General features: G+C 69.9%; 19 protein-coding genes. 10 read left to right on the forward strand and 9 right to left on the reverse strand.

Annotation, left to right across the window (positions count from 1 at the left end; genetic code table 11):
• Nucleotides 1-190: 190 nt before the first annotated feature.
• Nucleotides 191-400: a hypothetical protein gene (locus AC1RTO_RS18895; RefSeq protein WP_493162386.1), complete on the reverse strand. Its 210-nt coding sequence runs from the start codon at nt 398-400 to the stop codon at nt 191-193.
• A 349-nt stretch (nt 401-749) separates the two neighbouring features.
• Here AC1RTO_RS18895 and AC1RTO_RS18900 point away from each other — a divergent pair, with 349 nt between their 5' ends.
• The 4 genes from AC1RTO_RS18900 to AC1RTO_RS18915 all read left to right on the forward strand — a co-directional run bounded on the left by AC1RTO_RS18900 (nt 750) and on the right by AC1RTO_RS18915 (nt 4,644).
• Entirely contained in the window at nt 750-1,118 is a 369-nt protein-coding gene (locus tag AC1RTO_RS18900; RefSeq protein WP_493162387.1) for a TadE/TadG family type IV pilus assembly protein, read from the forward strand.
• Nucleotides 1,118-2,731 (forward strand): TadG family pilus assembly protein, encoded by a 1,614-nt coding sequence (locus AC1RTO_RS18905; protein ID WP_493162388.1) that lies wholly within the window; start codon nt 1,118-1,120, stop codon nt 2,729-2,731. Before AC1RTO_RS18900 ends, AC1RTO_RS18905 begins: the two co-directional genes overlap by 1 nt.
• Nucleotides 2,732-2,842: 111 nt before the next feature.
• A complete protein-coding gene (locus AC1RTO_RS18910; protein WP_493162389.1) occupies nt 2,843-4,066 on the forward strand; it encodes a GTP-binding protein in 1,224 nt (407 codons plus the stop codon).
• Nucleotides 4,066-4,644: a DUF1826 domain-containing protein gene (locus tag AC1RTO_RS18915; RefSeq protein ID WP_493162390.1), complete on the forward strand. Its 579-nt coding sequence runs from the start codon at nt 4,066-4,068 to the stop codon at nt 4,642-4,644. The genes AC1RTO_RS18910 and AC1RTO_RS18915 overlap by 1 nt, the downstream gene beginning before the upstream one ends.
• A 13-nt stretch (nt 4,645-4,657) precedes the next feature.
• Here the strand turns inward: AC1RTO_RS18915 and AC1RTO_RS18920 are convergent, their stop codons facing one another.
• Entirely contained in the window at nt 4,658-5,104 is a 447-nt protein-coding gene (locus AC1RTO_RS18920) for a MarR family winged helix-turn-helix transcriptional regulator (protein ID WP_493162431.1), read from the reverse strand.
• A 127-nt stretch (nt 5,105-5,231) separates the two neighbouring features.
• Here AC1RTO_RS18920 and AC1RTO_RS18925 point away from each other — a divergent pair, with 127 nt between their 5' ends.
• Complete coding sequence (locus AC1RTO_RS18925) at nt 5,232-5,657, forward strand: organic hydroperoxide resistance protein (RefSeq protein WP_493162391.1); 426 nt, start codon at nt 5,232-5,234, stop codon at nt 5,655-5,657.
• 34 nt (nt 5,658-5,691) lie between these two features.
• Here AC1RTO_RS18925 and AC1RTO_RS18930 read toward each other — a convergent pair whose 3' ends face one another.
• Genes AC1RTO_RS18930 through AC1RTO_RS18945 form a run of 4 tightly spaced genes read right to left on the reverse strand, consistent with a single transcriptional unit; the run spans nt 5,692 to nt 9,240 of the window.
• The gene (locus tag AC1RTO_RS18930) at nt 5,692-6,153 is read right to left on the reverse strand and encodes a hypothetical protein (protein WP_493162392.1); all 462 of its coding nucleotides are present in this window, start codon (nt 6,151-6,153) and stop codon (nt 5,692-5,694) included.
• Between the two features lie 21 nt (nt 6,154-6,174).
• On the reverse strand, nt 6,175-6,954 hold the full coding sequence (gene budC / locus AC1RTO_RS18935; protein WP_493162393.1) for a meso-2,3-butanediol dehydrogenase: 780 nt from the start codon (nt 6,952-6,954) through the stop codon (nt 6,175-6,177).
• Between the two features lie 59 nt (nt 6,955-7,013).
• Nucleotides 7,014-8,087, reverse strand: a complete 1,074-nt coding sequence (locus AC1RTO_RS18940; RefSeq protein ID WP_493162394.1) for a catalase family protein — start codon at nt 8,085-8,087, stop codon at nt 7,014-7,016.
• Nucleotides 8,088-8,118: 31 nt separating this feature from the next.
• Complete coding sequence (locus AC1RTO_RS18945) at nt 8,119-9,240, reverse strand: alpha/beta hydrolase (RefSeq protein WP_493162395.1); 1,122 nt, start codon at nt 9,238-9,240, stop codon at nt 8,119-8,121.
• A 106-nt stretch (nt 9,241-9,346) separates the two neighbouring features.
• On the opposite strand from AC1RTO_RS18945, the gene AC1RTO_RS18950 reads away from it, so the two are divergent.
• Entirely contained in the window at nt 9,347-10,114 is a 768-nt protein-coding gene (locus tag AC1RTO_RS18950) for a Crp/Fnr family transcriptional regulator (RefSeq protein WP_493162396.1), read from the forward strand.
• 20 nt (nt 10,115-10,134) lie between these two features.
• Here the strand turns inward: AC1RTO_RS18950 and AC1RTO_RS18955 are convergent, their stop codons facing one another.
• Nucleotides 10,135-10,551, reverse strand: a complete 417-nt coding sequence (locus tag AC1RTO_RS18955) for a response regulator (RefSeq protein ID WP_493162397.1) — start codon at nt 10,549-10,551, stop codon at nt 10,135-10,137.
• Nucleotides 10,552-10,700: 149 nt separating this feature from the next.
• Between AC1RTO_RS18955 and AC1RTO_RS18960 the strand changes: the two genes are divergently transcribed.
• From AC1RTO_RS18960 to AC1RTO_RS18975, 4 genes are all read left to right on the forward strand, one after another.
• The gene (locus AC1RTO_RS18960) at nt 10,701-10,904 is read left to right on the forward strand and encodes a hypothetical protein (RefSeq protein ID WP_493162398.1); all 204 of its coding nucleotides are present in this window, start codon (nt 10,701-10,703) and stop codon (nt 10,902-10,904) included.
• A gap of 192 nt (nt 10,905-11,096) precedes the next feature.
• A complete protein-coding gene (locus AC1RTO_RS18965; RefSeq protein ID WP_493162400.1) occupies nt 11,097-13,490 on the forward strand; it encodes a PAS domain-containing protein in 2,394 nt (797 codons plus the stop codon).
• Nucleotides 13,483-14,013, forward strand: a complete 531-nt coding sequence (locus tag AC1RTO_RS18970) for a response regulator (RefSeq protein ID WP_493162401.1) — start codon at nt 13,483-13,485, stop codon at nt 14,011-14,013. Before AC1RTO_RS18965 ends, AC1RTO_RS18970 begins: the two co-directional genes overlap by 8 nt.
• A 13-nt stretch (nt 14,014-14,026) precedes the next feature.
• Nucleotides 14,027-14,413, forward strand: coding sequence for a hypothetical protein (locus AC1RTO_RS18975; RefSeq protein ID WP_493162402.1), 387 nt, complete (start codon nt 14,027-14,029; stop codon nt 14,411-14,413).
• Between the two features lie 13 nt (nt 14,414-14,426).
• On the opposite strand, the gene AC1RTO_RS18980 is transcribed toward AC1RTO_RS18975, so the two are convergent.
• Nucleotides 14,427-14,756, reverse strand: coding sequence for a hypothetical protein (locus tag AC1RTO_RS18980; protein WP_493162403.1), 330 nt, complete (start codon nt 14,754-14,756; stop codon nt 14,427-14,429).
• 85 nt (nt 14,757-14,841) lie between these two features.
• Complete coding sequence (locus AC1RTO_RS18985) at nt 14,842-16,569, reverse strand: hypothetical protein (protein WP_493162404.1); 1,728 nt, start codon at nt 16,567-16,569, stop codon at nt 14,842-14,844.
• Nucleotides 16,570-16,589: the final 20 nt, after the last annotated feature.

Consider the following 16,589-nt stretch of genomic DNA (forward strand, 5'->3'; position numbering starts at 1 on the left):
GGCCAATCGACATTCAGAAGATGACGTGCCGAAAACGGTGGTTTTGTGTGACCCGGAGCGCAGCATACTAACGGTACGTGAGCACCGGAAGCACGCGAAACCGCCGTTTGCAGGCCGTCAGGACTGAATGTCGATTGGCCCTGAGGCGCGCGCCGGCGGTGCTGGCGACCGGGCCCTTGCGGGTCGCGCGTCACGGATCGCGCGACGGGTCCGCCTCCGCCGCACCGCGATCCGCCTCCCGCTTGTCCGCCTTGGCTTGCGCCTTCTTCGCGGATTCGGCGGCCTTGGCCCGTTCGCGCTCGCGGCGCTCGAAGTCGTAGTTCGGTTTGCGTGGTATGTCGGTCGCTCCGCAGGGGCATTGGGTCGCGCGGGGCGCGCGACCTCTGGAACCCTCGCCCACCGGCTACACCGATCCGCGCTGCGCGACCAGTATCGCAGCGCCCGATGCACGGTGCTGCCGCGACACCGCCCGGATGCGACGCTGCAAAGCATGTCGGCGCCTGCGCAGGGGCTGCATGCACCCGGCGCAAGACATGGCACGCGCGCTCACGCTGTTGGCGCACGAACTACAACCATAATGATTTATTAGGTATTTTTTAGCCCGATCCGCCGAAATTTCCGTGCGAGGGAGGAGCTTTATGGTTCCGAAGGACGGAACGCCAACTCTGTGCGCATGCTTGGGTACCCAATACGATACTGCCATCTCCCGCCCGATACGCAAGATATGGGCGGATCGGACCGGCGCCGTATTGATCGAATTCGCGATCCTGATCCCGATCCTGATGCTCTTCAGCTTCGGCATCATCTCCTATTCCTGGTGGTATCTTCTCGCCAACGGGGTGCAGCATGCCGCCAGCGACGGCGCGCGCGCGTCGATCGCGGGGCTGGACGCCGCCGAGCGGCAGACGATGGCGATCAACAAGGCGACCGACAATCTGAAGGCGATCGGTCGCTACGACATGCGGCAGGCGCAGGTGAGCGTCGTCGAACAGGCGAACCGGCTGACCGTCACCGTTACCTATGACGCGGGCAGCGACGCGAACCTGAGGCTGCCGTTCGTGCCCGCGCCGCCGTCGCGGATCGTCCAGCGCGCCAGCATCCTGCTGGGCGGATTGTGATGCGCCGCGACGCGCGCGGGCTTCTGGCGTCGCGAAAGGCCAGCGTTTCGGTTCTATCGGTCTTCCTCATCCTGATCTTCATGGGCGGCGCCGCCACCGCGGTCGATTACGGCTCGCTGGTGATGCGCAAGCAGCAGTTGCAGGGCCTCGCGGATCGCGCCGCGATGGTCAGCGTCGGCACCGCCAATGCGGCGACCACCGCCAGCCAGCTAATTGCGGTGGAGGGGGCGTCCGGCGTCACGCTCGTCACCGCGCAGCCCGGCAGCTATTCCGCGGATCGCAGCCTCGCCCCCGCGGCCCGGTTCCGGGCCGGCGCCGACGAACGCACCGCGGTGCGGGTGGTGCTCGGGCGGCGGGTGCCGCTGTTCTTCGCCGGCGTGCTGACCGGCCGGCGCTATCAGGACCTGCAGGCGACGGCGACCGCGGCCCGCACCGGCGAGGCGGCGATCAGCATCGGATCGCGGCTCGCCAGCGTGCAGGGCGGCGTGCCGGGCGCGTTGCTGTCGTCGCTCGCCGGGGTCGATCTCAACCTGTCGGTCGCCGACTATAACGCGCTGGTCGACGCCAATGTCGATATCCTCGCGCTGTCGCGGCTGTTGCAGACCCGCGCCGGCGTCAGCCTGGGATCGCAGGGTGGTACCGCGGCGGCCAGCGTCGAGCTGCCGACCCTGGTCACCGCGATGGCGGATGCGGCGACGTCGCCGGGTGCCGCCGCGGTGCTGCGGCGGGTCGCGCTGAAGGTGCCGGCGACGCGGGTCGACGTCCGCCGGCTGATCGACCTCGGCACCAGTGCGGCGCCGCCGCCGGTCAAGGTCGCCGCCGACGCGCTGCTGCGCGAGGCACTGATCGGCACCGGCGGCGACCGGCAGGTGACGCTCAACCTCGGCGCGCAGGTGCCGGGGCTCGCCTCGACCGGCGTCCGGATGGCGATCGGCAGCCGGTCGGCGACCTCGCCGTGGATCAAGGTCGGCCGCGACGCGTCGGTGACGGTGAGCACCGCGCAGATGCGGATCGGCGTGACCGCGCGGATCGACGTGCTCGGCATCGGCCTCGCCGCGGCGGAACTGCCGATCGTGATCGAAGGGGCGAGCGCGGAGGCGCGGCTGGCCGCGGTCACCTGTGGCAGCGACGGCGCGAGCGTCTCCGTCGATGCGCGCGCCTCGCCCGGGCGGGCGATGATCGCCTCGGTCGCCGATCCGGCCTTCTATGCCATGGAGACGCCGCTGCCGTCGCAATATGCCACGCTGCTGAACCTGCCGCTGACCAGCGTGAAGGGGCTGGCGGACATCCAGCTGGCCGGATCGACCTGGCAGCGGCTGCAATTCTCCGCCGCCGACATCACCGCCAATGCGGTGCGGACGGTCAACGCCTCGTCGCTGACCGGCGGGCTGGTGGCCTCGCTGTTGCAGCGGCTGGATCTGCGGATCACCGCGCTGGGGATTCCGATCAGCACCTCGCCGCTCACCACGCCGCTGCTCACCGCCTTGTTCGGCGCCACCCCGGCGCTCGACCTGCTGCTCGACCAGGTGCAGCAGGTGGCGGGCATCCGCGTCGGGCAGGCCGACGTGCGGGTGCCGGGTGCGCGCTGCGGCGTCGCCGCGCTGGTCGGCTGAACCGCGCCGACCGACCGGATCGCCGCACGATCGCGTCGCCGTACCCTGCCGGGCTGGACAGGGCGGTGCCGCATCCCTATCCAATGATACAACATATCATTGGAGACTGCCATGCAAGGCGACGCACGCCTGCCGGTAACAGTGCTGTCGGGCTTTCTGGGGGCCGGAAAGACGACGTTGCTCAATCACATCCTCGCCAACCGCGGCGGACGGCGCGTGGCGGTGATCGTCAACGACATGAGCGAGGTCAACATCGACGCCGATCTCGTCCGCGGCGGCGAGGCGGCGCTGTCGCGGAGCGAGGAGGCGCTGGTCGAGATGACCAACGGCTGCATCTGCTGCACGCTACGCGACGATTTGCTGGCCGAAGTGCGGCAACTCGCCGAGGCGGGCCGGTTCGACAGTCTGGTGATCGAAAGCACCGGCATTTCCGAACCCTTGCCGGTCGCCACCACCTTCTCGTTCCGCGACGAGGCCGGCGCCTGCCTCGGCGACGTCGCGCGGCTCGACACGATGGTGACGGTGGTCGACGCGCTCAACCTGCTGTCCGATTACTCGAGCAGGGATTTCCTCGCCGACCGGGGCGAGAGCCTGGGCGAGGACGATACTCGCAGCCTCGTCGGGCTGCTCGCCGAACAGATCGAGTTCGCCGACGTGATCGTGGTCAACAAGGCCTCGTCGGTGTCCGCCGAACAGCTCGCGACGGTGAAGAAGCTGGTCGCCAGCCTCAATGCCGATGCGCGGATCGTCGCCTGCGACCATGCGCAGGTGCCGCTCGACGCGATCCTCGACACCGGGCTGTTCGACGAGGAGCAGGCGAGCCGCCACCCGCTCTGGGCCAAGGAGCTGTACGGCTATGCGCAGCATCAGCCGGAAACCGACGAATATGGCATCGAAAGCTTCGTCTATCGCGCGCGCCGCCCGTTCGATCCCGCCCGGTTCCACGCCTTTCTAACCGATGGCGGCCTCGATCACGTCGTGCGCGCGAAGGGGCATTTCTGGCTGGCGACGCGGCCCGACTGGGTCGGCGAGCTGGCGGTCGCGGGCAGCGAGACGATGACCTCGCGCCTCGGCCGCTGGTGGGCGTCGATCCCGAAGCACCAATTGCCGGACGACGACGAGCGGTTCGAACGCTTCGTCGCGGGCCATTGGGATGCGATATGGGGCGACCGGCGGCAGGAGCTGGTCTTCATCGGCATCGGCATGGACGAGGCGCGCATCCGCCGCCGGCTCGACGCCTGTCTGGTCGGCGCGGCGGCGTTCACCCCGCAGCTGTGGACCGACATGCGCGATCCGTTCCCGACGTGGGGCGAGCGCGTGGCAGAGCCCGCGTGATGGCGACGACGCTCGCCGATCCGGTCGCGCGCGGCGATAGCGCGGACGTCCTGCAGACCATCCTCGCTCCCGATCGTGCGCTGGCAATCTGGGATCGCGCCCTCCCCGCGGCGCTAGTCGCCGACCTTGCGGCGCTGGACCCGGACAGCGTCGACGACATCGATGCGGTCGTCCACACCGACAGCGCGACGATCGCGGTCGCAGTGTTGCTCGGCGGGGCGGGCTACGACCAGGCGACCGCGCTGATGCTGGCGACCGAGATCGGCCTGTCGGCGGACCATCTCGCCCGCCTCGCGCCGGTCGAGCGGCTGCGGATCCGGCTGGAGATCGTGACGACGGATGCCTGCCGCTGCTTCCACGCCGACCGGGTGACGCTGCGGCTGCTGGTCACGCTCCACGGCCCGGGAACGCAATGGATCGGGACCGCCGATCCGGACGCGGTCGAGCAGGTGCCGACCGGCGCCGTCGCCGTCTTCAAGGGGCGGCTGCTGGTCGAAGACCCCGCGATCCTCCATCGCTCGCCGCCGATCGCGGGGACCGGCCGGCACCGGCTGATGCTTGCGATCGACCCCGTCTAGCGCCGCCGTCCGCTCAGGCCGCCGCCGCGTCGGCGGCGAGCGCGCGCCGCAACGCCGCCACCTCGCGGTTGAGCGCGGCGAGCCGGTCGGGCGTCATGCCGCTCCGCTCGACGATCATCGGCGCGAGGCATCCCGTTTCCGCCCAGCGCACCTTCCCCGCCTCGGTCAGGCGGACGCGCACCTGCCGTTCGTCGGCGGGATTGCGCAACCGCGTGACCAGCCCCGCCGCCTCCAGCCGCTTGGCGAGCGGGGTGATCGTGCTCGGCTCCAGCGCCAGCCGCTCGCCAATCTCGCCGATCGCGCAGCCCTCCTCGGCCCCGTTCAGCACCTGCAGCACCAGGAATTGCGGATAGGTGATGCCGAGCCGGTCGAGCAGCGGCTTGTAGGCGCGGTTGATCGCGATCGTGGCGGCGTACAGCGAGAAACAGAGCTGTTCGTCGAGTGGCAACGGTTCGGGCATCAGGGGTTCGGGCATCAGAGCTCTCCTAAGCGACCCATAGCACGCAAAAGATTATCGCGGCAAATAGCTGGACAAGCCGATCCGCCGCGTCTAGATGCTTATCGCGATAATCAATTGGAGACACCGCATGTCGATCGACGTCAAGTACAGCACGATGGCCACCGCGACGGGCGGCCGCGACGGCCACGCCCGGTCCGAGGATGGCCGTTTCGACGTGAAGCTCTCGACCCCGAAAGAGCTCGGCGGCGCCGGCGGCGACGGCAGCAATCCCGAGCAGCTGTTCGCGGCGGGCTATTCCGCCTGTTTCATCGGCGCGCTGAAGGTCGCCGGACAGCAATTGAAGGTAAAGCTGCCCGACGACGTCGCGGTCACCGCCAAGGTCGGCATCGGTCCGCGCGCGGCGGGCGGGTTCGGCATCACCGCCGACCTGACCGTGTCGCTGCCCGGCATCGAGCGCGAGGCGGCACAGCGGCTGGTCGATACCGCGCACCAGATCTGCCCCTATTCGAACGCGACGCGCGGCAATGTCGACGTGGGGCTGACGCTCGCCTGACGTCCCCGCATTCTCCTCGACCCGGCGCGCGCCGTCACGCGCGCGCCGCGGCCTTCGCGCCCGCCGCGGTGGCGAGGCCGAAGACGAGGTGATTGGCGGTGTGCATGCCGATCGTCGTCGCATCCGATTCCCATTCGGGCCGCTTCAGCCCGAGCAAAGGACCGGCGACCCAGTGCGCCACCGCGTAGAAGGCGAGGCCGAATGCGATGCCGCTGGGGAGGACGCCCGCATCCTCATTGACCGTCGCGGCATAGATCGCGCCCGCGGCTGCCGACAGCAGCAGATGCCCGCCCTGGATCACCGCCTGCTCGCCGGACGACGGCAGCGCATCGTCGGGCGGCACCGTCACCCCGAGGCCGCGCGCACCGGCGCGCTCCAGCATCGCGAGTTCCGACGGCGTCCCGCTCTTCCGCTCGCCCGCGATCAGCATCGCGGTGATGCCGAGCCCCGCGACCAGTCCGCCGGCGATCGCACCGGCCATCCGTCTGCCGTTCATATCCTGCCTCTCCCGGAATCGTCAGCTGAGCGGCGGCTGACCGTTCGACGCGCTCAGGCCGCCATCGACGGGCAGATTGACCCCCGTCACGAACCGCGCATCCTCGCTGGCGAGGAAGGCGATGACGCCGGCGATATCGTCGGGCTCGGCACCGCGGCCCATCGGAATGCGCTCCTCGAACTTGGTGATCAGCTCGGGCTGCTCCTTCATCCCCGCGGTCAGCGCGGTATAGGTCAGCGACGGATTGACCGCATTGACGCGGACGCCGTGCGCGGCCTCGTCCATCGCGAGCGCGCGGGTGAAATTGGTCACCGCACCCTTGGCCGCGCAATAGAAGCTGTGGTTCCAGTCGCCGCCGAGCCCCGACACCGACGAGACGTTGACGATACAGCCCTTCGCGGCACGCAGGGCGGCGATCGCCGCGCGGCTCATGTGGACGACGCCGTACAGGTCGGTTTCGATGACCTTGGTGAAGGCCGACAGATCGCCCTCGTCCAGCTTGCCGAGATGATCGACGCCGGCATCGTTGACCAGCACGTCGACGCGGCCGAACCGCGCGATCGCCTGCGCGACGAGCGCGTCGCAGGCCGCGGGATCCCGCACGTCGGTGACGCGCGTTTCGACATCGTCATCGAGGCCGGCGGCGACGCTGGCCAGCGCGTCGCCGTCGACATCGCCGAGGACCAGCGTCGCACCCTCGGCCGCGAAGCGTCGGGCGGCGCCCTCGCCGATCCCCGACGCCGCGCCGGTGATGAGGACGACCTTGTCCTGAAAGCGCCGGGGGGTGGCTGGATGGGTCATGCGTGTCTCTCGTCTGTAGGGGTCGGGATCATGGTCGATGCGATGGCGCGGCACCGCCATCAGGCAGAAGGTTCGTGATACGGGCAGGCGTTGACCCGCGCGCGGAAGTCCGCCGAATGGCGATAGGGTTCGTTGCGGGCGCGGTTGATGTTGCCGAGCGGCTGGTGCGCCGCGATCCCCGTCCAGATCGCGAACCGCGTCTCCTCGTTGATCTGCTGCACCTGCGCGGCATCCCAGCTGTCCTGCGCCGCGACGCGGACGGTGCCGACCTTGTGGAACGGCGCCTCCGCCTCGTCCCATTCGACCGTCGGGTCCTCGATCGGCTGCCGTTCGAGGTCGCGGCACAACTGGACGCGGAACTCCCATTCCGCGTCGATCCCGACCATTTCGCTGCGGACGTCCTCGCGGATCGCATCCTCGCGCCCGTCGACATGGATCGTCTCACCGGTCAGCGCGGTCATCGCCGGCGCGACCGGCTTCAGGCTGAACTTGGCGATATAGTCGCCGTAGCGGAACGGCGTGACGCTGTAATAGGTCTCGCCGAGCGGCTCAACATTCGGCGCACCGCCCAAAGAATTGATCGCCGCGCTCTCGATCCCGACCGCCTCCAGCACCCCGCGCACGCCGCGCAGCACCGAGGACATCACCGTCTTCGTGCCCTCGATCCGGTCCGTGGTCTTCGCCAGCAGCTTGAGGTTGCCGAGGAACTTGTCCGCGGTCTTCGCCTGAAAGACCGTACCGTTGACCATGACGAAGTCCTGCGCATTGCCTTCCGAACCGGGCAGGCGATCGCCGTCGACGTCGAACACCTTCATCGCCAGGCCGCGCGGCAGGCTGATCGCATCGGGCAGCAGATCGCCGGCATTGGTCGACAGGCGCAGCAGCACCTTGTGCGTGCCCGGCGCGGCGAACAGACCCTGCGCCAGTTCGGGCGACAGGCCGGCGTCCACCGTCAGCTCGCCGGACAGCACGCCATGCGCCTTGGCATGGACCGAGCGGACGGCATGGCCGTAATCCTCGGCGGTCCGTTCGAGGATCACGTCGAACGCGGAACAGAGCTGCTGCACCGTTTCGCGTTCGTCGGGCTGGATCGTCTCGACATCGGGGTGGTAGCGGACGGGGGCGTCGGTCATCGGAGCTATCCTTGTCTGGCAGGAGCGGGGTTCAGCGGCGCGCCGGCGGGCCGGCCAGCGCCGCCTTCAGCCGGGCGACCGCCAGATCGTTGGCATCCTTCGCGCCGCGCACGACCTGCGCCATGCCGAAGAATTCGTGCGTGACGCCCGGATAGGTCTTCTGCTCGACCCGGACGCCCGCCGACCGCATCGCCGCGGCCAGGGTTTCGCCATCGGAGCGGAGCGGGTCGATCTGCGCATTGATGATCGTCGTCGGCGGCAGGCCGCGCAGGTTGGCGGCGACGAGGTTGAGGCGCGGGTCCTGAGCGTCCACCTTGCTGGTCTGGTAGTAATAGCCGAACCAGCCGAGCATCGGGGTGTTGAGCGGCTTCGCATTCGCCGAATCGCGGCGCGACGGCAGCGTCATGCTGCTGTTGGCGATCGGATAGACCGAGACGATGTGACGCGGCACGGTCAGGCCGTTGTCGCGCGCATAGATGGCGGTCGCGACCGCCAGATTGCCGCCGGCGCTCTCGCCCGCGACCGCGATCTTCGCCGGATCGCCGCCCCAGCTCGCGGCGTTCTGCAGCGTCCAGCGATACGCGGCGGCGGCGTCGTCATGCTGCGCGGGAAACTTGAATTCGGGCGCGTGGCGATATTCGACCGAAACCACGATCGCGTTCAGCGCCTTCGCCATCGCGCGCGGCGCGGCGTCATAGGTCGCGACATCGGCGATTACCCAGCCGCCGCCGTGATAATAGACGACCACCGGCAGTTTCGCCCCAGCCGGTGCGGCCGCGAGCTTGTAGACGCGGGCGAACTGCTTGGCATCGGCGCCATAGGGTACGTCCTGCGTCGTCACCGTCGCGTCGGGCGTGGTCGGTAGGCCCTTGCTCGCCATCACCGCCTTGGCGCCGTCGGCGGCAGACGGCTGCGTGCGCGCCTCCGCCGGGGTCAGCGTCTCGATCGCCTTGCCCCCAAGCCCCGCGAGCGCGTCCAGCACCGCCTGCATGTCGGGCGACGCCTTGGCCGGCTGCACCGGGGTGGCCGGTGGCGCGGGCGGCGGCGGCGCGGCGGGCGACCGGGCCGACTGGGCGGACACGCCCGCCGAGGCGGTGAGCAGCGCGGCGGCGAACATCGCCCTCGGCATCGGGCGGCTGGACGGAATGGACATAGGCTCTCCTGTTGTATCGAAAGGTGAACAGACGGCCGCCCGCAACGTTTCTGTACGATACCGGGCAAAGTGCGCCCGGCGGCAGCGAGCGAGCGGAACGAAAGTCATGTCCAACGTCACCCCGATCACCGACCATGGCGGTCCCGACCCGGCGACCCCGGCGGCGGACCGGGTGGGCAACCGGCTGCTCGCCAGCCTGTCGGCGGCGGATCGCGCGCTGCTGACGCCGCATCTGGAACCGGTGTCGTTCGCGGTCGGCGACGTCATCACGCATGCGGGCGAGCCGATCGAGAGCCTGTGCTTCCTCGAACAGGGGATCGCCGGGGTGCTCGATTCGCTGGAGGACGACCGGCGCTATGCGATCGGGCTGGTCGGCGCGGAGGGATTCCTCGGCTGGCCGCTGCTGCTCGGCGACGACCGCTCGCCTTATGACGTGACGATGCGCGCCGAACGCGGCCAGGCGCTGCGCATCGCCGCGCCCGCCCTGCTCGACGCGGTCGAGGCCAGCGCGACGCTGCGGTCCGCATTGCTCCGCTTCGTCCACGTCTTCATGCTGCAGATGGGGCGGACGATCGTGTCGTCGCTGGCGCATCCGATCGAGCGGCGCATGGCACGCTGGATCCTGCTGTATCACGACCGCGTCCAGGCGGACGAGATCAACATGACGCACGAGGAATTCCGCCTGATGCTCGGCGTCCGCCGCAGCAGCGTCACCGATGCGATGCACCGCCTCGAGGAAGAGCGCGCCATCCGGGCGCTGCGCGCGAAGATCGTCGTCCACGATCGCGCCAAGCTGATGCAGCTGGCCAGCGATACCTATGGTCGCCCGGAACAGGAATATCGCCGGCTGATGCATGCGCCGGCCAGGGCGTAACGCTCCGGGGGTAGTCAGCCCTAGCCGTAGACGCTGGCCGTCGCCGCCCGGTCGTGGCGCGCGATGGCGCGGCGCAACGCCTGCCGGAAGCGCGACGCCTCGCGGGTCAGCGCCGCCTTGTCGAAGCACGCGGTCGCACCGCGCTTGATCGATTCCCGGGCGACCGCCGATCCCTTGGTGGTCGACGACGACAGCACGACGATGGGCGCGTGGCGCGGCCCGCCGAAATCGTCGAGGAACGCCAGCCCGCCGATGCCCGGCATATGCAGATCGAGGGTGATGACGTTGGGCTTGAGGGTGCGCAGCAGCACTTTCGCCTGCTCCGACGAGGCGGCGACGCCGACGATCTCGGCACCCGGATCCTGGATCACGATCTGTTCGATGATCGCCCGGGCGGTAGCGGAATCCTCGATAATCAGCAGCCGGATGCAACCCACCTGAACAATCCCGCGCTGTCGGCCCGCCATCGCGGCGAGCGGCCTCCACTTGGTATCGGGCGACAGCTAAGCATATGTAAAGTCATAATTTCCAATCCGACCTGCGCGCCGGCGCTTGCCGAACGGATCGCAATCCCCACCTCAGACGGATGAGCCCCGACGACCCGGACGACATCGCCTATCTGCGCCGGCGGGCGGCCGACGAGCGCGCCGCCGCCGACGCGGCCGCCTGTATGGCGCGCACCGCGCATGCGGATCTGGCGGATGATTATGCGGATCGCGCGGACATGCTGGCGGACGACGCCGCCGCGCGGGACGCGGACCTCGGGGCGCTGCTCGGCCGGATCGACTGAGAATGCGCCGCAGCCGGCGCCAAGACAGCCCCGATCACCGGATACGCGTGCGGTCGGGGCTGTCCTGCTGTCCGTGTGGCCTGATGGCTCACCCGTCGGGCATAGGCGCGATCTGGTTAACGTCCGGTAACGACGCGCGGGTCATCCCGCCCCCGCGGCTGCCATTCTCGCGTGTCGCGCGTTGGATAAGCCATGGATACATCGGCAGATAATCCCGGACTTCCGGAGCGGCTCGCGGCGGCCGAGGCGGCGCTCCAGCACAGCGAGGCGCGGCTTGCGGCGCTGCTCGCCAGCGTTCCCGTCGGGGTGGCGATGATCGATGCGGAGGGCCGGATCGTCACCTCCAACGCCGAATATCTGCGCTTCTGCCCGACCGGTGTGATGCCGTCGCGCGACCGGACGCGCGTCGCGCGCTGGCGCGGCTGGGATGCGGAGGGCCGCAGCCTGCTGCCGGCCGACTTCCCCGGCGCGCGCGCGCAACGGGGAGAGAGCGTCGTGCCGGGGCAGGAAATGCTCTACACCGATGACGATGGCGACGAACTGTGGGTGCGCGTCGCGACCGTGCCGGTCCGCGATGCCGCCGGCACCGTCACAGGACAGGCAAGCGTCATCAGCGATATCGACGCGCTCAAGCGCCTGTCGGAAGCGCGCCGCGAGGGCGAGCGGAGCCAGGCGCTGCTGTTGCAGCTGAGCGACGCGATCCGGCCGCTGGACGATCCCGCGGCGATCGCCGACTGCGCGGTCGACCTGCTCGGCGCCTATCTGGCGATCGATCGTTGCACCTATGTCGAATTCATCGAGGATGACGACCGGCACCATATCGTCGTCGCGGCGGAGTATCGCACCGCCGACACGGCCAGCTTCGTCGGGCTGCACGATGCCGGGCAGTTCGGCGACGACCTCACCCCGCTGCAGGCCGGGCAGGTGGTCGCGGTCGCCGACGTCGAGCAGGAGGCCGACGCGGACGCGCTGCGGGCGAAATGGCGGGATCTGGACATTCGCAGCCGCCTGGGCGTGCCGGTGATGAGGAACGGCCGGCTCGTCACCGCGCTGACGGTCCAGCACCATGCGCCGCGTGCCTGGAGCGCGGGCGACGTCCGCCTCGTCCGCGAGGCCGCGGAGCGGACGTGGGTCGCGGTCGAACATGCCCGGGCCAAGGCGCGGCTGCGCCGCAGGGATGCGGCGTTGCGCGAAGCGCAGGCGCGCGCGCAGCTGCTCGTCGACGGTATCGCGATCGCGACGTGGGAGGCGCCGAGGGACGGCAAAGTGACGGTCGACAGCCCGAGCTGGCGCCGCCTGACCGGGCAGAGCTACGAGGCGTTTCGCGGCTTCGGCTGGATGCAGGCGATCCACCCCGACGATCGGGCGCCGGTGACGGCGCAATGGCAGGACGCGCGCGACCATGATCGCAGCACCAACCTCGAATATCGGCTGCGGCTGCGCGACGGCACGTATCGCTGGGTCAATGCGCGCGCGATCCCCTTGCTGGACGCCACCGGCCATGTCGAGAAATGGGTCGGCATGAACATCGACATCGACGCGCGCAAACGGCTTGAACGCGCCGTGACCGACAACGAACGCCGGATGCGCGCGCTGGTCGACGGGGGGCCGCAGCTGCTCTGGCGCGCGTCCCCGGGCGGCATGTGGAACTGGGCGAGCCCGCAATGGGCGGCCTTCACCGGGCAACCGGAACGGGCCAGCCATGGCGCGGCGTGGCTGGCGATGCTCCACCCCGACGATCGCGCCGCCGCGGAGTGGGCGTGGGCGCAGGCGGAGGCGCGGGGCGGCTTCGACATCGAACACAGGCTGCGGCGCGCGGACGGCGTCTACCGCTGGTTCAGCACGCGCGCCGTGCCGGTGTGCGACGACCATGGCGCCATCGTCGAATGGCTCGGCACCTCGAACGACATCAACGCCCTGCGCGAGGCGCAGGACCGCCAGGACGTCATGGTCGTCGAGCTGCAGCACCGGACCCGCAACCTGATCGCCGTCATCCGGTCGATCGCGGACCGGATGATCGACGGCGCCCCCTCGCTCGCGGCGTTCGAGGCCGGGTTCGGCGAGCGGCTGTCGGCGCTGTCCCGGGTGCAGGCGCTGCTGTCCTGCACCGCGACCGGCCGCCGCGTGACGTTCGGGGAGCTGCTCGATGCCGAGCTGCTCGCGCATGGCGCCATCGGCAGGCACGGCGGCGACGCGCATCTGACGCTCAGCGGCCCGGCGGACGTACCGCTCCGCTCCGGTGCGGTGCAGAGCCTCGCGCTGGCGATCCACGAGCTGGCGACGAACGCGGTCAAATATGGCGCGCTGCGGGGCGGGCGGGGCCGGCTGGCGATCGCATGGCATGTCGCTCGCGAGGCCGACGGCGTGCCGTGGCTGCACGTCGACTGGCGGGAAAGCGACGTCGACCTGCCCGTCCCGACCGGCACGCCGCCGTCGGGGGGATACGGGCGCCAGCTCATTGAACGGGCGCTCCCCTACCAATTGGGCGCGCGCACCGAATATGCGTTCACCCGCGATGGCGTGCATTGTAGGATCGCCGTGCCGGTCGTCTCGACACGCACAGACAAGGACAATGAGGATGGCTGAAGCGCTGTTGCAGGATCGCTGCCTTCTGGTGGTGGAGGACGAATATACCGTCGCCGAGGCGATGGAACGCAGCCTGCGGCGCGCGGGCGCCATCGTCATCGGCCCGGTCCCGTCCGTCGCGCAGGCGCTGGCGCTGCTCGACCGCGAGAGCGCGATCGACGGCGCGCTGCTCGACATCAACCTCGGGCGGCACAAGGTCTATCCCGTCGTCGACCGGCTGCTCGCCAGGGGCACGCGATGCATCTTCACCACCGGCAACGATCCGGCGGACGTGCCGGCCGCCTATGCGCATGTCGCCCGCTGCGAAAAGCCCGTCGGCCTGTCCTGCGTCGTCGAGGCGCTGCAGGCGGGCGACGGCGCCCATGGCGCGACCGGGGCCACGACGCAGCATTTCCTCGTGCTGCAGCATATGCGCGACCAGCTGCTGGCGCAGATCCGGCTGGCGGAAGAGCACGACCAGACCCTGCTCGCCGCCAAATTGTGCGAGGCCGTCGACGTCGTCGAAGCGTCGTTGCAGAACTGACCGGAGCGACGGCATGCAGGATGCGTTCAGGGATCAGCGCCCCGTCGACGGCGACGAGGATGCCCTCGCCCGGGCTGCGCGTGCGATCCTGTGCAATCGCCGGCTGCGCCGCGCGCATTTGCCCGACGATCTGTTCGGCGAATGGGCGTGGGATGCGCTGTTGACGCTGTTCGTCGGCGACGCGGCGGGGCGGCGGTTTACCGGCGATCTGCTAGCCCGTGAGCTGGCCTGCCCTGCCCCGACCATGATGCGCTGGATCCAGCATCTGCTGACCGCGGGGCTGGTGACGTGCGACGGCCGGCGCGACCTGACGTCGCCGCTGACGCTTTCCGCACAGGCGATCACCGCGCTCGAAGGCTATCTGACGGCGACGCTCAGGGCCGCCGCCCGCCCGGTGTGACGGGGCACGCCCCTTACGTCACGCGTTCCGCATCGCGGATCAGGCCGCCGAGATAATCCTCCATCGGGCCGACCGCATCGTCGTGCAGCACGATATGCGGCCCCGCGTGCACGATCTGGTTCTTTTCGGCAAGATAGGCGAGCCAGCGCTGGCCGACCGCCGGCCGGCACCCGACCGTATCGAACACCGTCGCGGCATCCACATCGCTGCCGGACCCGCGGTTGATGTACAAAGCGAGCAGGATCTCCCACGCGAACTCGTCGAACAGCGCCGGCGGAAACAGAGCTTCGCGGCGATGACGCGCTTGCAGGATATCGGACGCGTATCGTGCATAATCGGTCATGTGATCGCATCCCGTTGATAACCCACCATCCTCCTTTTCGCGATGAGCACAAGGGAATCCTGTGGCGGGCGCCGCTCGCCCCCCGTCAGAACAATCCGTCGTCGTCGTCATCCTCGTCGTCGGCCACCGTGGGGCCGACGTCGTCCATACCGGGCAGCAGGAACGCCGCGTGGATCGCACGCTCCTGCGCCATCGTGTACATCGCGCCGACCCGGGGCAGCAGCTCGCGCAGCATGGCCTCGGCATCGGGGGTCATCGGCGCGGGCGGGGTGCGCCCGGCCAGCGTCCCGGCGGCGAGGCCCAGCGCGGCGGTGACGGCATCCTCCTTCGCCAGTTCCGCGGTCGTGGCCATCAGCAACGCCCCCAGATGCCGGGCGTCGTCGCTGCCCTCCATCGAGACCAGGCCGGTGCGCTGGCAGGCGTGACGGACGACCGCGAGCGCGGCGGCGAGCGTATCGCCCATGTCGCGTCCGTCCGACGCCTGCGCGTCCGCCTCGTCGAGCAGCGCCGCCTCGACCGCCTTGAGGTCCGCGATCACCTGCGCCACGCATTCGGTGGTGCCGGCCAGCCGACAGGCATAGACGTCCACCTCGACCGCGATCACCGCCACCGCCTTGCCAATCGTGCCGTGCCGGCGGCACAACAGCCGGGTGTTGGTGGCGATGTCCTGCACCTGCAACCGGATGCGCTGGACCCTGGCGAGACGCCGGGTCAGCCCGGCGACGGTGTCGGTGATGATCCCGACCATCGCGGTCGACTGCCGCTCGGCGTCGCGCAGCCGCCCGGTGACGCGTTCGACATCGGCGATGCCGCGTTCCAGCCGGTCGAGGAAATCGCGACCGCCGCCGTCGCCCTGTTCGACGATCAGCGCGAGCAGTTCGTCGGTCTCGGGCACCAGATCGGCGAGCGAGGCCAGCATCGCCGCGATGTCGCGCGCGAAATCGTCGCGGGCGCCCTCGATCTGCGCCGCCAGCAACCGGTCGATATGGCCGGCCACCGCCGGATCGGGCGGCGCATCGCCGCCGGATGCCTCGAGCAGCTGCAGCGCGGCGACGACATGCTCCAGCCGCTGCCGCGTGCTGTCGCCGACCTGCAGCGCACCGAGCACCACCGCGACCTTGCCCTGCACGCGGCGCGCGATGGCGGCGACGGTGCGCGCGACGACGGCGACCCCGGCCAGATGCGCGGCCAGCGCGGCGGCATCGCCGGCGAGGCGCGCGGGGATCTCCGGCACCACCGTCGCGCTCTCCGCGGCGAGCAGCCGGTCGGCCTGCTGCACGTCCGCGACCGAGCGCATCAGGTCCTTGAGCTGGGCGATGAAGCCGGCCAGTTCGCCTTCGCCGACCGACAATTTGCCCGCCATCCCCTCGACGAAATCGACGAACTGGTCGGCGCCGGACGCGGCGATCTTGATGTTGACGCCATAGATGTTCAGCACGCGCAGCGTCTGGTGCATGTCGAGGACATGCTCGCTGAGCTCGCGCGAGATCCGGCCGACCGCGGCCATGCGCCCGGCGCGTCCGGCCTGCCGCGCGGGCAGCGCGTTGAGGGCATCGGCGACGCGGCGCAGGTCGGTCACCGCCACTCCCGCGGTGCGCTCGTCGAGCGCGGCGACGACATCGTCGAGCCCGCCGATGACGCGATCGATCATCCCGACCGCATGGGCCAGCGCGGTGCCGGCGCGCAGGAAACGCGTGTCGAGCCCGGCGGCGAGCAGCGCCAGTTCGGTGCGGATCGGGCAATCGCCCGGCGCCGGCGCGGGATCGTCGCCGACCGGCACGGCGGAATCGATGGTGATGGTCTGGTGTAGCATGACGCCCCCTTCGTTCTGGC

It is taken from the genome of Sphingomonas sp. GW821-FHT10F09 (assembly GCF_058809195.1).

Excerpts from the sequence above, each read along its gene's own strand:
- AC1RTO_RS18905 (WP_493162388.1), top strand. The coding sequence starts at position 1,118 with ATGCGCCGCGACGCGCGCGGGCTTCTGGCGTCGCGAAAGGCCAGCGTT.
- AC1RTO_RS18910 (WP_493162389.1), top strand. The coding sequence starts at position 2,843 with ATGCAAGGCGACGCACGCCTGCCGGTAACAGTGCTGTCGGGCTTTCTG.
- AC1RTO_RS18915 (WP_493162390.1), top strand. The coding sequence starts at position 4,066 with ATGGCGACGACGCTCGCCGATCCGGTCGCGCGCGGCGATAGCGCGGAC.
- AC1RTO_RS18920 (WP_493162431.1), bottom strand. The coding sequence starts at position 5,104 with ATGCCCGAACCGTTGCCACTCGACGAACAGCTCTGTTTCTCGCTGTAC.
- AC1RTO_RS18925 (WP_493162391.1), top strand. The coding sequence starts at position 5,232 with ATGTCGATCGACGTCAAGTACAGCACGATGGCCACCGCGACGGGCGGC.
- AC1RTO_RS18930 (WP_493162392.1), bottom strand. The coding sequence starts at position 6,153 with ATGAACGGCAGACGGATGGCCGGTGCGATCGCCGGCGGACTGGTCGCG.
- budC (WP_493162393.1), bottom strand. The coding sequence starts at position 6,954 with ATGACCCATCCAGCCACCCCCCGGCGCTTTCAGGACAAGGTCGTCCTC.
- AC1RTO_RS18940 (WP_493162394.1), bottom strand. The coding sequence starts at position 8,087 with ATGACCGACGCCCCCGTCCGCTACCACCCCGATGTCGAGACGATCCAG.
- AC1RTO_RS18945 (WP_493162395.1), bottom strand. The coding sequence starts at position 9,240 with ATGTCCATTCCGTCCAGCCGCCCGATGCCGAGGGCGATGTTCGCCGCC.
- AC1RTO_RS18950 (WP_493162396.1), top strand. The coding sequence starts at position 9,347 with ATGTCCAACGTCACCCCGATCACCGACCATGGCGGTCCCGACCCGGCG.
- AC1RTO_RS18960 (WP_493162398.1), top strand. The coding sequence starts at position 10,701 with ATGAGCCCCGACGACCCGGACGACATCGCCTATCTGCGCCGGCGGGCG.
- AC1RTO_RS18965 (WP_493162400.1), top strand. The coding sequence starts at position 11,097 with ATGGATACATCGGCAGATAATCCCGGACTTCCGGAGCGGCTCGCGGCG.
- AC1RTO_RS18970 (WP_493162401.1), top strand. The coding sequence starts at position 13,483 with ATGGCTGAAGCGCTGTTGCAGGATCGCTGCCTTCTGGTGGTGGAGGAC.
- AC1RTO_RS18975 (WP_493162402.1), top strand. The coding sequence starts at position 14,027 with ATGCAGGATGCGTTCAGGGATCAGCGCCCCGTCGACGGCGACGAGGAT.
- AC1RTO_RS18980 (WP_493162403.1), bottom strand. The coding sequence starts at position 14,756 with ATGACCGATTATGCACGATACGCGTCCGATATCCTGCAAGCGCGTCAT.
- AC1RTO_RS18985 (WP_493162404.1), bottom strand. The coding sequence starts at position 16,569 with ATGCTACACCAGACCATCACCATCGATTCCGCCGTGCCGGTCGGCGAC.